The organism is Streptomyces sp. CC53 (assembly GCF_001865245.1).
GTDB lineage: Bacteria > Actinomycetota > Actinomycetes > Streptomycetales > Streptomycetaceae > Streptomyces.
The window spans coordinates 54034-69396 of the sequence record NZ_MKXB01000151.1; the positions used below are offsets into that span (position 1 = coordinate 54034).

14 protein-coding genes and 1 pseudogene are annotated in these 15363 nt (G+C 73.5%); 7 read left to right on the top strand and 8 right to left on the bottom strand.

The annotated features are described in order from the left end of the window. Positions 1–341: 341 nt before the first annotated feature. The 4 genes from nhaA (at position 342) to BJP40_RS35635 (ending at position 3830) form a co-directional block, all read left to right on the top strand. Positions 342–1835 carry a Na+/H+ antiporter NhaA gene (gene nhaA / locus BJP40_RS16585; protein WP_079171235.1) on the top strand — a complete coding sequence of 498 codons (1494 nt, stop codon included), beginning with the start codon at positions 342–344 and terminating at the stop codon, positions 1833–1835. Between the two features lie 154 nt (positions 1836–1989). Beyond that, positions 1990–2547, top strand: coding sequence for a phage holin family protein (locus BJP40_RS16590; RefSeq protein WP_079171236.1), 558 nt, complete (start codon positions 1990–1992; stop codon positions 2545–2547). After that, positions 2544–3494, top strand: coding sequence for an alpha/beta fold hydrolase (locus BJP40_RS16595; protein WP_071274075.1), 951 nt, complete (start codon positions 2544–2546; stop codon positions 3492–3494). Before BJP40_RS16590 ends, BJP40_RS16595 begins: the two co-directional genes overlap by 4 nt. A 153-nt stretch (positions 3495–3647) precedes the next feature. After that, a complete protein-coding gene (locus BJP40_RS35635) occupies positions 3648–3830 on the top strand; it encodes a hypothetical protein (protein ID WP_079171237.1) in 183 nt (60 codons plus the stop codon). A 272-nt stretch (positions 3831–4102) separates the two neighbouring features. On the opposite strand, the gene BJP40_RS16600 is transcribed toward BJP40_RS35635, so the two are convergent. From BJP40_RS16600 to nth, 3 genes and pseudogenes are all read right to left on the bottom strand, one after another. Then, positions 4103–5302, bottom strand: coding sequence for a MarP family serine protease (locus tag BJP40_RS16600; RefSeq protein WP_177204413.1), 1200 nt, complete (start codon positions 5300–5302; stop codon positions 4103–4105). 98 nt (positions 5303–5400) lie between these two features. Beyond that, positions 5401–6112, bottom strand: a pseudogene (locus tag BJP40_RS16605) (CoA pyrophosphatase). Between the two features lie 370 nt (positions 6113–6482). After that, entirely contained in the window at positions 6483–7802 is a 1320-nt protein-coding gene (nth, locus tag BJP40_RS35640; protein WP_226962530.1) for an endonuclease III, read from the bottom strand. A gap of 335 nt (positions 7803–8137) precedes the next feature. Here nth and BJP40_RS16620 point away from each other — a divergent pair, with 335 nt between their 5' ends. Beyond that, the gene (locus BJP40_RS16620; protein WP_030573597.1) at positions 8138–8812 is read left to right on the top strand and encodes a Crp/Fnr family transcriptional regulator; all 675 of its coding nucleotides are present in this window, start codon (positions 8138–8140) and stop codon (positions 8810–8812) included. A 187-nt stretch (positions 8813–8999) separates the two neighbouring features. Here BJP40_RS16620 and BJP40_RS16625 read toward each other — a convergent pair whose 3' ends face one another. From BJP40_RS16625 to BJP40_RS33045, 5 genes are all read right to left on the bottom strand, one after another. Further along, positions 9000–9884, bottom strand: a complete 885-nt coding sequence (locus BJP40_RS16625; RefSeq protein WP_071281025.1) for a prohibitin family protein — start codon at positions 9882–9884, stop codon at positions 9000–9002. Between the two features lie 135 nt (positions 9885–10019). After that, positions 10020–10850 (bottom strand): MBL fold metallo-hydrolase, encoded by an 831-nt coding sequence (locus BJP40_RS16630; RefSeq protein ID WP_071281026.1) that lies wholly within the window; start codon positions 10848–10850, stop codon positions 10020–10022. Beyond that, the gene (locus BJP40_RS16635) at positions 10847–11755 is read right to left on the bottom strand and encodes an NUDIX hydrolase (RefSeq protein ID WP_071281027.1); all 909 of its coding nucleotides are present in this window, start codon (positions 11753–11755) and stop codon (positions 10847–10849) included. Before BJP40_RS16635 ends, BJP40_RS16630 begins: the two co-directional genes overlap by 4 nt. A 182-nt stretch (positions 11756–11937) precedes the next feature. Continuing rightward, positions 11938–12414, bottom strand: a complete 477-nt coding sequence (locus BJP40_RS16640; RefSeq protein ID WP_071274091.1) for a RidA family protein — start codon at positions 12412–12414, stop codon at positions 11938–11940. Next, positions 12411–12569 (bottom strand): DUF4177 domain-containing protein, encoded by a 159-nt coding sequence (locus tag BJP40_RS33045; RefSeq protein ID WP_003991873.1) that lies wholly within the window; start codon positions 12567–12569, stop codon positions 12411–12413. Before BJP40_RS33045 ends, BJP40_RS16640 begins: the two co-directional genes overlap by 4 nt. Before the next feature lie 83 nt (positions 12570–12652). Between BJP40_RS33045 and BJP40_RS16645 the strand changes: the two genes are divergently transcribed. Both BJP40_RS16645 and BJP40_RS16650 read left to right on the top strand, forming a co-directional pair. Next, the gene (locus BJP40_RS16645; protein ID WP_071281028.1) at positions 12653–13615 is read left to right on the top strand and encodes an ArsA-related P-loop ATPase; all 963 of its coding nucleotides are present in this window, start codon (positions 12653–12655) and stop codon (positions 13613–13615) included. Further along, the gene (locus BJP40_RS16650; protein WP_226962531.1) at positions 13612–15333 is read left to right on the top strand and encodes an ArsA-related P-loop ATPase; all 1722 of its coding nucleotides are present in this window, start codon (positions 13612–13614) and stop codon (positions 15331–15333) included. Before BJP40_RS16645 ends, BJP40_RS16650 begins: the two co-directional genes overlap by 4 nt. The last annotated feature ends 30 nt before the right edge of the window (positions 15334–15363 follow it).

The following is a 15363-nucleotide window of genomic DNA, read 5'->3' on the forward strand; positions in this document are numbered from 1 at the left end:
CCCGGAGGTGCGCCCGCAGCCATGACGGCGGGGCGCACTGGGCCGGCCACGCGCCGTACAACCCGCACGTCGGATGCGCGAACGGCACTCCGACCCACCCTTCACCGGCGCGGACACAGCACCGCCCCAGCGCGACAAAACCACCCGAGACCACCCGGCGCCAGCGCGCCGGGTGGTCATTTTGTGGCTAGAGTGCATATTGTCCGAAATTCCCTTGCGCTCGCCTTGTAGGGTATGGGTCGCATCAACCAATCGATAAAGAGTCCAAGGGGTGCCGGGAAGTCTGGTCGGCATGTGCTTCGTCATGCCCGCTTACTGACACGACCGGAGGTCCCTGGACCGTGGCCGCGCCCAAGACGACCAACAACAACTCCGAGCGCAAGTTCCTCGGCCGTCTCTCCCTCCCCGAGCGGACGTTCGTCGCGGAGGCCCTCCGCACGGAGACGGTGGGCGGCGTCCTGCTGCTCCTCGCCGCGGTCGCGGCACTCATCTGGGCGAACTCCCCGCTCGGCGACACCTACGAGTCGGTCCGCGACTTCCACATAGGCCCCGAGTCGCTCCACCTGGACCTGTCACTCCAGCACTGGGCTGCCGACGGACTGCTCGCGATCTTCTTCTTCGTCGCCGGCATCGAGCTCAAGCGAGAACTCGTGGCGGGCCAACTGCGCGACCCCAGGGCCGCCGCCCTCCCGGTCGTCGCGGCGCTCTGCGGCATGGTGGCACCCGCCCTCGTGTACGTCGTGGTCAACACCACCGGCGGCGGCTCCCTGAGCGGCTGGGCCGTGCCCACCGCCACCGACATCGCGTTCGCCCTGGCCGTGCTCGCCGTCATCGGCACGTCGCTGCCCTCGGCGCTCCGCGCGTTCCTGCTCACGCTGGCCGTCGTCGACGACCTGTTCGCAATCCTGATCATCGCGGTCTTCTTCACCAGCGACCTGAACTTCGCCGCCCTGGGCGGAGCCGTCGCCGGTCTGGTCGTCTTCTGGCTGCTCCGGCGCCTGGAGGTGCGCGGCTGGTACATCTACGTGCCGCTCGCCCTGGTGATCTGGGGCCTGATGTACAACAGCGGCGTCCACGCCACCATCGCCGGTGTCGCCATGGGCCTGATGCTGCGCTGCCACCGCCGCGAGGGCGAGGAGGCGTCCCCCGGTGAGCACATCGAGCACCAGGTGCGCCCCCTGTCGGCCGGCTTCGCCGTCCCGATGTTCGCGCTGTTCTCCGCAGGTGTGTCCGTCTCCGGCGAGGCCCTCGGTGACGTCTTCACCAAGCCGGAGACGCTCGGCGTCGTCCTCGGCCTGGTCGTCGGCAAGGCGTTCGGCATCTTCGGCGGCACGTGGCTGACGGCCCGCTTCACCCGTGCACAGCTCAACCCGGACCTGGCCTGGGCCGACCTCTTCGCCGTCGCCACACTGGCCGGCATCGGCTTCACGGTGTCGCTGCTCATCGGCGAACTCGCCTTCGAGGGCGACTCCACGCTCACCGACGAGGTCAAGGCCGCCGTCCTCATCGGCTCGCTCATCGCCGCACTGCTCGCCACGGTCCTGCTGAAGCTGCGGGTGCGCAAGTACCAGGCCCTCGTCGAGGTGGAGGAGCGCGACGAGGACATGAGCGGCATCCCCGACGTCTACGAGGCGGAAGACCCGGAGCACCACCGCAGGCTCGCCGAGATCTACGAGCGCAAGGCCGCCGAGCACCGGCGGCGGGCGGAGCAGCACCGGCTGAAGGCCGAGGAGGCGGCGCAGCACGCCGACGAGGCCGCGCAGCAGGCCGCAGGGAACGGGCGGCAGGCCGACGACACGGGGGCATCGCGCGGCGACGCCGACGGTCCGGCATGATCTGAGGTCGGACCCCGAGGCGGGGCACCGCACGCAGGACGCCGTACGCGGCGGGCCGCAGGCCCCGACCGGACCGCGGCAGCCGCACGCGGGCCGCCGTGCACCCGCCGGAAGGGCCGACCCACAGGCCGTACCAGGAGAGAGGGAGCTAGACATGAGCGACCCCGCCGACAAGACCGCGAGGGCCGGCAGCGCCGCGTTCGCCACCCGCGAGAACAGCGCCGCGCCGGGCGCGAGCGGTGTGCCGGACCTGAACGGCGGTCAGCCGACGCTGGGGCAGCTGGTCGCTTCCGCGACCACCGAGATGTCCGCTCTGGTGCACGACGAGATCGCGCTGGCCAAGGCGCAGCTGCGGCAGGACGTCAAGCGCGGCGCCGCCGGCAGCGCCGGGCTGGTGGCCGCCGCCACCGTGCTGCTCTTCTCGCTGCCGATGCTCAGCTTCGCGCTGGCGTACGGCTTCCAGGCGTGGACCGGCTGGCACCTGTCCGTCTGCTTCCTCCTGTCGTTCGCGGTGAACGTCGTCGTCGCCGTGGTGTGCGGGCTCGTCGGGGTCTCCCTGATGAAGAAGGCCAAGCAGGGCAAGGGTCCGCAGAAGACGGCCGCATCCGTCAAGGAGACCGCCGCGGTGCTGCAGAACGCCAGGCCGCACCCGCGCCCCGACAGCCGTCCGGCACTGGAGAAGGCCGAGCCTGTGGCACGCTCGTCTGCATGACCGTCCCTGAGAGCAGCACCGGCAACCCTCCCGGCCCGTCCGGCCACCCCGTGCGGATCGAGGGCCCCTGGACCCACCGCGACGTGGCCGCGAACGGGGCGCGCTTCCACATCGCGGAGCTGGGTGACGGTCCGCTGGTCCTGCTGCTGCACGGCTTCCCGCAGTTCTGGTGGACCTGGCGGCACCAGCTGACCGCGCTGGCCGAAGCCGGTTTCCGGGCGGTGGCCATGGACCTGCGCGGGGTGGGCGGCAGCGACCGCACGCCCCGGGGCTACGACCCCGCGAACCTGGCGCTCGACATCACCGGGGTCGTCAGGTCCCTGGGTGAGCCCGACGCCGCTCTCGTGGGCCATGACCTGGGCGGCTACCTGGCGTGGACGGCGGCGGTGATGCGGCCGAAGCTGGTGCGGCGCCTGGTGGTGTCCTCGATGCCGCACCCGCGTCGCTGGCGCTCCGCGATGCTGTCGGACGTGAGCCAGTCCCGCGCCGGCTCCTACGTGTGGGGCTTCCAGCGCCCGTGGCTGCCGGAGCGGAAGCTGGTCGCGGACGACGCGGCACTGGTCGGTGAACTCATCCGGGAGTGGTCCGGGGCGCGGACCCCCGACGACGAGACACTCGGCGTCTACCGGCGGGCGATGACGATCCCGTCGACAGCGCACTGCTCGATCGAGCCGTACCGGTGGATGGTGCGGTCCATGGCACGCCCGGACGGCTACCAGTTCAACCGGCGCATGAAGCGTCCCGTGCGGGTTCCCACGCTGCATCTGCACGGCTCGCAGGACCCGGTGATGCGCACGCGCAGCGCCGCGGGGTCGGGTGAGTACGTCGAAGCACCCTACCGCTGGCGGCTGTTCGACGGGCTCGGCCACTTCCCGCACGAGGAGGACCCGATGGCCTTCTCCACCGAACTCGTCGGCTGGCTCAAGGACCCCGAACCCGATCGCTGAGCACCACCGCACCGCTTCCCGTCCGGGGCACGGCGGAAGCCGCACGAAGCCGCAGGAACGGTTGTCCTACGAACAGCCAAATGCCGTCCGCATAGGCCAATTGGCTGTCCCTCAGGCGGTTACCGACCTTGGGGCACGGGCACACGTCGGGGTATGGGCTGGACGCACGACCATGTTGACGCCGCACACGACCGCCGCTCGGCATCCGCCGCGCCGACTCCCGAGAGGAGCGGGCCGCAGGAGGCCGTGTCGGACGGCCATCTCGGGATCCCCCGCATCCTGCGCCGCCGGGCACGGTGGGTCTCCGCCCGGCTGCGACACCATCCGCGCGGCTGACCGTCCCGCAGGCGCGGGGCGGCCGGCGAGGCCGCGCCGCACGTCCCGCCCGTCGGAGGCCGACGTACGGTCGGCAAGGCCGGCGCGGTCGGTGTGAACGTCCTCGGGTCTCCTGACCGCTGCCGCCGTCGGCAGCCCGGGCGGCCGTCGCCCGCACGACGCCGACACCGCTCGGCACACCGGCCGCAGGGACCCGCAGTACGGCCCACGAGAGCCGCCGCCGGCGGCGGGACCGCACCCACGGAGTCCCGCCGCCGCGCCGGACGGCCGCGTCAGAGGGCGCAGCCCTGGCTGTCGACCTGCTGCCCGGCGCTCAGGCCCAGCGCGATGTCCTCGCGGATCTCGTCGACCGTCAGCGCGTAGCCGGTGTTCGGGTCGTCCAGGGACCGCGCGAAGATCACGCCGTACACCTTCCCGTCCTCGGTCAGCAGCGGCCCGCCGGAGTTGCCCTGCCGGACCGTCGTGTACAGCGAGTACACGTCGCGCCGGACCTCTCCGCGGTGGTAGATGTCCGGACCGTCGGCGTTGATGCGACCCCGGACACGCGCCGAGCGCACGTCGTACGCGCCGTTCTCCGGGAAGCCCGCGACGATCGCACCGTCGCCGCTGCGCGCGTCCGTCTCGGTGAACTCCAGTGCCGGAGCCCTGAGGTCCGGCACGTCCAGCACGGCGATGTCCCGCGCCCAGTCGTAGAGGACGACCGTCGCGTCGTACAGCCTCCCCTCACCGCCTATCTGGACGGTCGGCTCGTCGACCCCGCCCACCACGTGGGCGTTCGTCATGACCCTGCGCTCCCCGAACACGAAGCCCGTGCCCTCCAGGACCTTGCCGCAACTGCGGGCCGTGCCGACGACCTTCACGATCGACCGCTGTGCGCGTGCCGCGACGGGACTGTTGACGAGCGCCGGGTCGGGCGGCTGTACCTCGGCGATCGGCTCGTTGGCGAACGGGCTGAACACCTGCGGGAAGCCGTTCCGGGCCAGCACCGTGGTGAAGTCCGTGAACAGCGTGGACGCCTGGGCGGGCATCACCTGCTCCACCCCCAGCAGCACCTTGGAGCTGCGCACCTCCTTGGCCACGGTCGGCACGGACGTCCAGGCCAGGGCCGAACCGATCAACCAGGCCACCAGCAGCATCGCCATCACGTTGACGAGAGCGCCTCCGGTGGCGTCCAGGGCGCGCGCAGGCGACCAGGTGATGTGGCCGCGCAGCCTGTTGCCCAGGTGCGTGGTGAGGGTCTGCCCGACGGAGGCGGCGATCAGCACCACCGCGACGGCGATGATCGCGGCGGTCGTCGACACCTCCGCGTCCCCGGTGAGGGGCCCCCAGGCCAGCGGCAGCAGGTAGACGGCCACGAGGCCGCCGCCGAGGAAGCCGACCACGGACAGGATGCCGACCACGAACCCCTGGCGGTACCCGACGATCGCGAACCACACGGCGGCGACCAGCAGCAGAATGTCCAGCACGTTCACCGTCATGAGCCTCACAGATCATCGCCGGCCGCCCTGGGGCCGGTCACCCCGTACCCGTACGGCCGCGGGGTGCGGCCGTCACCTGTCCTGCCACCCTGTCATGCACGCGCGTCGAGTGGGACCTGCTTCCTCCTGTCCCACGGCTGCTCCCACCCCGCGAAGTGCAGGATCCGGTCGATCACCCCGGCCGTGAAGCCCCAGACGAGGGCCGACTCCACCAGGAACGCGGGCCCCCGGTAGCCGCTGGGATGGACCACGGTGGCGCGGTTGGCCGGGGCCGTGAGATCCGGCCACGGGTACGGTGAACACCCGCGCGGTCTCGCCCGGATCGACGGCGCCCACAGGGCTGGGCGTCCGCCACCATCCCAGTACGGGCGTGACGACGAAACCGCTCACCGGGATGTAGAGGCGCGGCAGCACGCCGAAGACCTGGACGCCTCCGGGGTCGAGGCCGGTCTCCTCCTCGGCCTCGCGCAGCGCGGCGCGCAGCGGCCCCAGGGTCGCCGGGTCACCGTCCTCGGGATCGAGCGCACCGCCGGGGAAGGACGGCTGGCCGGCGTGCGAGCGGAGGGTGCCGGCCCGCTCCATCAGCAGCAGCTCCGGGCCGCGCGCCCCCTCACCGAACAGCACCAGGACGGCCGCCTGCCGTCCTCCGGACGCGGGGGGCAGGTACCGGCTGAGCTGCTCGGGAGCGATGGTGCGCGTCGAGCGCGAGACCGGCTCCAGCCAGTCGGGCAGCCCGTCGGCGGTGACGTCCACCGGCACGGCCTGCGTCCGCCCGGGCGCGGCGTCGTGCGGCCGCGGCGCCAGGGACCCGGGCTCGCCGCCCTGGGCGGCGCCGTGACCGGGCACGGCCGCGGGACCCGGCTCGATGCCCGCGGCCCTGGCGCGCCGGGCACGGCGCGGATCCGGCGCGGAAACCTTCGCAGGGTCCGCGGCGGCCCTCCCGCCTCGTGCGGGCTCTCCCGCCGACCGCCGGCGGGTCTCACGGCCGGACCGGCCCTCCGGGCCGCGATCGGCTCCGGCGGCGCCGGTGCTTTCTTCTCTCGCTCGCGTCATAGGCACCCCCGCATCTCACAACGTGTGTCGGGCACAGGTTCGTTCCGACGTGCGCCCCGGCCTTCGGCGTCCCTGACGCCCGGTCCGGCTGCCGGCTCGCGCCCGGCCGGGTCGGGACCGGTCAGGCACCGAAGCCACTGCCCGGTGTGTCCTCCGCTCCGACGGCGGCTCCCTGGCCGGTGCCCAGGGGTGCGGCGGGGCGGCCCGGAAAGTCCGGCGGCGGGGCGAGGCGCTGGCCCGGGTAGCCGCCCATCTCGTACTTGAGCAGCTTCTTCGCCTTCTCCGGGTCCGTCTCCCCCTCGCCGTACGCGGGGCAGAGGTGGGCGATCGGGCAGGCCCCGCAGGCCGGTTTACGGGAGTGGCAGATGCGGCGGCCGTGGAAGATCACGCGGTGGGACAGCATCGTCCAGTCGGACTTGGGGAACAGGCCGCAGATCTCCTCCTCGACCTTCTCGGGGTCTTCCTGTGCGGTCCACTTCCAGCGCCGCACCAACCGCCCGAAGTGGGTGTCGACGGTGACGCCGGGGACGCCGAACGCGTTGCCGAGGACGACGTTCGCGGTCTTGCGGCCGACCCCGGGGAGGGTGACCAGGTCCTCCAGGCGCCCCGGCACTTCCCCGTCGAAGCGGTCCCGCAGGGCCGTGGAGAGGCCGATCAGCGACCTGGCCTTGGCGCGGAAGAACCCGGTCGGCCGGATGACCTCCTCCAGTTCCTCCGGCACGGCGGCCGCCATGTCCTCCGGCGTCGGGTACTTCGCGAAGAGCCCGGGCGTCGTCTGGTTGACGCGCAGGTCCGTGGTCTGGGCGGACAGGACGGTGGCGACGAGCAGTTCGAAGGGGTTGCGGAAGTCGAGTTCGGGGTGGGCGTAGGGGTAGACCTCGGCGAGTTCGCGGTTGATGCGCCGCGCCCGCCGCACCAGGGCCAACCGCGACTCCGGCTGGGCCGGCCTGCCGCTCTCGGGCGACTTGGCGCCCCCGGTCTGCTTGGCGCTCCCGCTCGGCTTCGCCCTCTTGGCCGGCTCGGTGCCCTTGCCCCGGCCGGTGCTCCTGCCCTGGTCGGCGCTCTTGCCGGCATGGGCGGTGCCGGCAGCCTTCGCGCCGGTACCGGTGGCGCGGCCGGTCCTGGCCTCGCTGGCCGCCCTGCCGGGGCCTCGGGACTTCCCGGCCCCGGCGGTGGTGCCGGTTCCGTCCGGCGCCCCCGGCTTGCCGCGTGCCCCGGCCCTGCCCGACGCCGCGGCCTGGCCGGCAGCCCCGCTCGCGCCGGGGGCGGAGGACGTGGCGGCTTGCGCCGGCCGGCCGGTACCGGCGCCGGTCGTTCCCCGTACGGGCTCCGCGGCCCGGGCCGCACCGCTCCTGCGGCCGGTTCCCCGCTTCCCCCGCCCATCCGCCTCAGTTGGCCGATTCGCCCCGTTTGCCGACTTTCCGGCTTCCTTCGCGGTCACGGGCGACACCTGTTCGCCCACAGCGGAATTCTGTTCCCCGGACACTCTTCCGGCCCCCTCGGCCTGCGCTCTCACCGGCGACTTGGACACCCGGCCAGCCTAAGCGCGCCCGCCGGGATCCGCCCTGGGCACGGGCGATGAGGACCCAATCGGGCCCCTGCCGTACGGACACGCGAACCGGTGCGTCAAACTTGTTGTGATTGATCGCACGATGATTACCCTGCGGACGCCGGGTCGCACACCACCGCCGCGCGCAGCGCCCCCCGGACGAGGGCCGCGGCGTCCGGCATCATGGGGACCAACGTCCCTGAGCAGGTCGACATAGGAGAGTACTCGTGGACGACGTTCTGCGGCGCGCCCCGCTCTTCGCGGCGCTCGATGACGAGCAGGCCGCGGAGCTCCGCGCCTCGATGAGTGAGGTGACCCTCGCCCGCGGCGACTCGCTCTTCCACGAGGGCGACCCGGGAGACCGGCTCTACGTGGTCATGGAGGGCAAGGTCAAGCTCCACCGGACCTCCCCCGACGGCCGCGAGAACATGCTGGCCGTCCTCGGCCCCGGAGAGCTCATCGGCGAACTGTCCCTGTTCGACCCGGGTCCGCGCACGGCCACGGCCACCGCCCTGACCGAGGTCAAGCTGCTCGGACTCGGCCACGGCGACCTCCAGCCCTGGCTGAACGCCCGCCCCGAGGTCGCGGCCGCCCTGCTGCGCGCCGTCGCGCGCCGCCTCCGCAAGACCAACGACCAGATGTCCGACCTGGTCTTCTCCGACGTCCCCGGCCGGGTGGCACGTGCCCTCCTCGACCTGTCGCGCCGCTTCGGCGTCCAGTCGGAGGAAGGCATCCACGTGGTGCACGACCTGACCCAGGAGGAGCTGGCCCAGCTGGTCGGCGCCTCCCGCGAGACCGTCAACAAGGCACTGGCCGACTTCGCGGGCCGCGGCTGGCTGCGCCTGGAGGCGCGCGCCGTGATCCTGCTGGACGTGGAGCGCCTCGCGAAGCGCTCCCGCTGACCGCGGGCGCCGGGCCCCGAGGACCGGGCGCCGCACGGCCGCCGGCGCCAAGAACGCCGCAGAGGGCCGCCCCGCATCCGGCCGGATCGACACCGTCGACCGGTGGGCGCGCGGGGCGGCCCTCCTGCTGTGCTGCCGCCCCTTCACGCGCGCGCAGCGGCGCGCCCGTCCGGCAGGGGCCCGGCGGTCACTTCTTCTTGCCGTCCACGATCACCGGCGTGCCCCCACCGTCACCGCACGGCACCGCGTACACCGGGTTGCTCGCGGCAGCCTCCTTGTACGCCTCGATGCACTGGTTGAACAGGACCTTGTCCGTCAACGACTCGTTGAGGATCGTGTTGGCCTTCGCGATGCCCTCGGCCTCGATGCGGCGGCGCTCCGCCTCCGCCTTGGCGGTGCGGGCGGCCTCCTGGGCCCGCTCGGTGGCCTGCTCCTGCTGGATCTTCCGGTCGATCTGCTCCTGGAGCTTCTCCGACGGCCGTACGTTCCGCAGGTTCACCGTCGTGACGTCGATGCCGCGGGGGGCCAGCCGCTCCTTGACCAGCTTCCCGATCTCGGCGTTGATCCGCTCGCGGGCGGACGTGTAGCCCTCCTCGCTGGTGTAGCGGGCGAAGACGTTGCGGACGATCTCGCGGCTGTCCGGGTAGACCAGCCGCTGCTGGATGGCGGCCTCGTTGCCGGCGAGCCGGTACAGCTCGACGGCCTTCGTCGGTGCGACCGCCCACTTCACGGTCACCTCGGCGTACATCACGCCGCCCTGCGAGGAACGGACCTCGACCACGTCCTTGTCCGACAGGTTCAGGTCGACGGGGCGCGTCGAGAAGCTGGTGACGTCGGTGAACGGCGAGATGACGTTCATACCGGGCTTCATCGGCGAGCCGACCTTGCCGAAGGTCACCGGCACACCGACCTCGTACGCACTGACGACGTGCAGGCAGCTCAGCAGGCCGGCGAGGATTCCGGCGAGCAGCGCGCCGACGGCACCGAGCCGGAACCCGGACCGGTCGGTGCTCCGCGACACCACGTACAACACGACCGCTGCGATGAGCAGCAGAATGCCCAGAACGAACACAGGGACCCCCCATTCGAGCGATGACGCTGGTAAAGGGAGCGTAAAGCACCGCATGGTGCCCGGGACATGCCGATCCCGTGCAGGTAAGGCCACGTTTCCGCTTCCGGATGCGCCCCTGCCGCCCGCGACCGTCGGTCAGATCAGGCCGTGGTCCGCGAGGTACTCCAACTGCGCCCGCACCGACAGCTCCGCCGCCGGCCACAGCGACCGGTCCACGTCGGCGTACACCCGGGCCACGACCTCCGCGGGGGTCACGTACCCGTCCTCCACGGCCGTCTCGACCTGGGCCAGCCGGTGGGCCCGGTGGGCGAGGTAGTACTCGACGGCACCCTGCGCGTCGTCCAGGACCGGCCCGTGCCCCGGCAGGACCGTGTGCACCCCGTCGTCGACGGTCAGGGAGCGCAGCCGCCGCAGCGAGTCCAGGTAGTCACCGAGCCGTCCGTCCGGATGGGCCACCACCGTGGTCCCGCGGCCCAGGACCGTGTCCCCGGTGAGCACCGCCCGGTCCGCCGGCAGGTGGAAGCTCAGCGAGTCGTGGGTGTGCCCGGGTGTCGGGACGACCCGCAGCTCCAGCCCGCCGACCGCCACGGTCTGCCCCGCCGACAGGCCCTCGTCCCCGAGGCGCAGCGCCGGGTCGAGGGCGCGCACGCGGGTCCCGGTCAGCTCCGCGAAGAGGCCCGCGCCCTCGGCGTGGTCGGGGTGGCCGTGGGTGAGCAGCGTCAGGGCGACCCGCTTGCCCAGGCGCTCCGCGGTGTCCCGTACGTGCCGCAGGTGGCCCTCGTCGAGCGGGCCCGGGTCGACGACGACGGCGAGCTCCGAGTCGGGCTCGGAGAGGATCCAGGTGTTGGTGCCGTCCAGGGTCATGGCGGAGGGGTTGGGCGCCAGGACGTTCACGGCCCGTTCGGTGGCGGGCCCGGACACCACGGCCCCGCGCGGCTGACCCGGGAGGGCGGCGGCGTCGGTCATGCCTCACCACCTCCGGCCGTGTCGGGGCGTACGCCACTGGGCACGTGCTTCGTGAACTCATCATGCCCCGGCCAGCTCAGCACCACCTGCTCGCCCTCCAGCCGGGCCTGCGCGAGCACCGGGGCCAGGTCCCGGCCGCGTGCCCCGGCGAGCGCCGCCGCCGGGGAACCGTACGCGGTGAGGGTGCGGAGCGTCGCGATGGTGGGCGGCATCATCAGCAGCTCGCCCTTGTCGTAGCCGGCCGCCGCGTCCTCGGGGCGGGTCCACACCGTCCGGTCGGCCTCGGAGGAGGCGTTGCGGGTGCGCTGGCCGCTCGGGAGGGCCGCCACGAAGAACCAGGTGTCGTAGCGGCGCGGCTCTAACTCGGGGGTGATCCAGCGGGCCCACGCCCCGAGCAGGTCGGACCGCAGCACGAGGGCGCGCCGGTCGAGGAACTCCGCGAAGGGCAGCTCCCGGGCCACGAGGGCGGCCCGGTCGGCCTCCCAGTCGTCGCCGGTCGTGTCCGCCACGACCGTGTGCGGATCGGGTCCGGCCAGCAGGACCCCGGCCTCCTCGTACGTCTCGCGGACCGCGGCGCACACGATCGCCTGCGCCTCGGCGGGCTCCGCCACCCCGAGGCGGGCCGCCCACTCCTCTGGCGCCGGGCCGGCCCACCGGACCGGCTGCTCGTCCCGCGGGTCGACCCCGCCGCCCGGGTAGGCGTAGGCGCCGCCCGCGAACGCCATGGACGTCCGTCGGCGCAGCATGTGCACCTCGGGCCCGAGGCCGGCCTCGCCGTCCCGCAGCAGCATGACGGTGGCGGCCCGCCGCGGCACCGCCGGCGTCAGCTCGCCGGCCGCGAGGGCGCGGATGAGGCCGGGCCATTCCGGCGGGTACCACTGACCATTGGGCTGACCGTAAGGCATGGCCGGAGCCTATGCGGATCAACCGGCGCGGAGAAGGGCGGCCCGTACGGAGAACCGCCCCGCCGCGCCCGCGAGGGCCGCAGCGGGACGGAAAGAGCCCCCGGCGGCGGGAACCGGCCGGCGGGACCCTTCCTTCGGGAGGCCCGCCGCCGTCCGGGAGGGCTCTCCCGGGTGTCTGCCCGTCAGCCCTCTTCCGGCAGCAGCTCCACCTGGAGCTCCACCTCGACCGGCGCGTCCAGCGGCAGCACGGCCACACCGACGGCGCTGCGGGCGTGCACGCCCCGGTCGCCGAGGACCTCGCCCAGCAGCTCGCTCGCGCCGTTCAGCACGGCGGGCTGCCCGGTGAAGTCCGCGGCCGACGCGACGAAGCCGACCACCTTCACGACGCGCGCGATGCGGTCCAGGTCACCCGTGACCGACTTCACCGCGGCCAGCGCGTTGAGCGCGCAGATGCGCGCGAGGTCCTTCGCCTCCTCGGCGGTGACCTCGGCGCCGACCTTGCCGGTGACCGGAAGCTTCCCGTCCACCATCGGCAGCTGCCCCGCGGTGTACACGTACGCGCCGGACCGCACGGCCGGCTGATACGCGGCGAGCGGCGGGACGACCTGCGGCAGCGTCAGCCCGCGCTCCGCGAGGGCGGCCTCGACGCGCCCGGTCACTGCTTCTCCCGCTTGAGGTACGCCACGAGCTGCTCCGGGTTGTTCGGGCCGGGGACGACCTGGACGAGCTCCCAGCCGTCCTCGCCCCAGGTGTCCAGGATCTGCTTGGTCGCGTGCACGAGAAGGGGCACGGTCGCGTATTCCCACTTGGTCATGGGGCCGACTGTATCCGCTCCGCGGGCATGCCCAGGGGCGGCCTCCTGCGTGGGTGACACGGCGACTGGTTACGCTCGCTGGTGTGAGCAGGCTCCAGGTCGTCAGCGGCAAGGGCGGTACCGGTAAGACGACGGTCGCCGCCGCCCTCGCGCTCGCCCTCGCGGCGGAGGGCAGACGGACCCTCCTCGTGGAGGTCGAAGGCAGACAGGGCATCGCACAGCTCTTCGCGACGGAGGCGCTCCCCTACGAGGAGCGCAAGATCGCCGTCGCACCGGGCGGCGGGGAGGTGTACGCCCTCGCGGTCGACGCGGAGCGGGCACTCCTCGACTACCTCCAGATGTTCTACAAACTGGGCGCGGCGGGCCGGGCGCTGAAGAAGCTCGGCGCGATCGACTTCGCGACGACGATCGCCCCCGGCGTACGGGACGTCCTGCTCACCGGCAAGGTGTGCGAGGCGGTGCGCCGCAAGGGGAAGGACGGCGGCTTCGTCTACGACCACGTGGTGATGGACGCCCCGCCGACCGGCCGCATCACCCGCTTCCTGAACGTCAACGACGAGGTGGCGGGCCTGGCCAGGATGGGCCCCATACACAACCAGGCGCAGGCCGTGATGCGGGTGCTGAAGTCGCCCGAGACGGCGGTGCACCTGGTGACGCTGCTGGAGGAGATGCCGGTCCAGGAGACCGCCGACGGCATCGCCGAGCTGCGCGCCGCCGACCTGCCGGTGGGGAACGTGTTCGTGAACATGGTGCGTCCGCAGCTGCTGGACGAGGACGCGGTACGGGCCGCCACGGCCGGGCGCCGCGAGGGCATCGCGCAGGCCCTGGCGGCTGCGGGGGTGGCGGGCCCCGAGGGGCTGGTGGGCCCGCTGCTGGAGGAGGCCGCCGACCACGCCCACCGGGTCGGGTTGGAGCGGGAGCAGCGGGAGGCCCTGGCGAAGCTGGACGTCCCGGCGTACGAACTGCCGCTGCTGGGTGAGGGCGTGGACCTGGCGGCGCTGTACCGGTTGGCGAGGGAACTACGGAAGCTCGGGGTGGGCGCATGACGACGGCCGACGCGGTGCACGAGGCCCCCGGCGGCACGGGGAAGGCCCCAGGCACGGTGGGCGGGGCCCGCGGAGCGGGGGCCCGGCGTCGACGACCGGAGGGCGCGGCCGCGGGGGGCGCGGTACGACGGCCGGAGGGCGCGGTCCCGGAGGCGGCGGCTCCGCGGCGGCGGGGCTCGTCCGCCGGCGGTGCGGCCGTCGGCCGGGACGCCGAGGCCGTGCGGCTGGAGATCGATCCGCTGCTGGACGACCCGGCGACCCGCATCGTCGTCTGCTGCGGCGCGGGCGGCGTCGGCAAGACGACGACGGCGGCGGCCCTGGGCGTACGGGCGGCGGAGCGCGGCCGCAGGGTGGTGGTGCTGACCATCGACCCGGCGCGGCGGCTGGCGCAGTCCATGGGCATCGACGAGCTGGACAACACGCCGCGCCGGGTGCCGGGCGTCGACACGGGCGCCGGGGGCGAGCTGCACGCGATGATGCTGGACATGAAGCGGACCTTCGACGAGATCGTCGAGGCCCACGCGGATCCCGAGCGGGCCCGCGCCATCCTGGCGAACCCCTTCTACCAGTCCCTGTCGGCCGGCTTCGCGGGCACGCAGGAGTACATGGCGATGGAGAAGCTGGGGCAGCTGCGGGCCGGGGACGCCTGGGACCTGATCATCGTGGACACGCCGCCGTCCCGCTCGGCGCTGGACTTCCTCGACGCCCCGAAACGGCTGGGGTCGTTCCTGGACGGCCGGCTGATCAAGGTGCTGATGGCGCCGGCGAAGGTGGGCGGCCGGGCGGGCATGAAGTTCCTGAACGTCGGCATGTCGATGATGACGGGCACGCTGGGGAAGCTGTTGGGGGGTCAGTTCCTGCGGGACGTGCAGACGTTCGTGACCGCGATGGACACCATGTTCGGCGGTTTCCGCACCCGGGCGGACGCCACGTACCGGTTGCTGCAGGCCCCCGGGACGGCGTTCCTCGTGGTGGCCGCCCCGGAGCAGGACGCGTTGCGCGAGGCCGCGTACTTCGTGGAGCGGCTGGCCGCGGAGCGGATGCCCCTCGCGGGGCTCGTCCTCAACCGCGTGCACGGCAGCGGCGCCGCCCGGCTGTCCGCCGAGCGGTCCCTCGCAGCCGCGGAAAATCTTGACGGAGCCGGCATGGTGGATCAGGGAGGCGGGCAGACTCGTGGGGGCCGCCCGGACGCCGTCTCCCCCGACGCCCCGGCGCCCGGTTCACCCGCACCCGCCGGGTCACCCGCTGACCCCGGGTCGGCGGCCTCCGCACCCGCTCGCCCCGAGCTCGCGCAGCCTGCCTCGGCGGGACCCGGTGCCGCACGCAGTGCTCCCCCGCCCGGCGCGGCCGTCCGCGACCTGGCGCCCGCGCACGCCCGATCCACGCCGACCGGGGCCGGGGCCACCGAGGGCACGCGCACGGACGGCGCGGGCCGTGCGGCCGCGCCCACCGGGGCGCAGGGCGACGGGGCCACGCCGGACGCCTCGGCGGTACCGGCGACCGCCGCAGAAGTGCCGCCCGCCGTGGCCGCGTTGACGGCCGGGCTCCTGCGTCTCCACGCGGAGCGGATGCAGGTCATCGCGCGTGAGCAGCGAACACGCGACCGCTTCCTCTCGCTCCACCCCGACGTGGCCGTGGCGGAGGTGTCCGCACTGCCCGGGGACGTCCACGACCTCGCGGGGCTGCGGGCCATCGGCAACCGCCTGGCCACCGGCTGAAGGCCCCGGTACGACGGGGGCGCCGGAGGC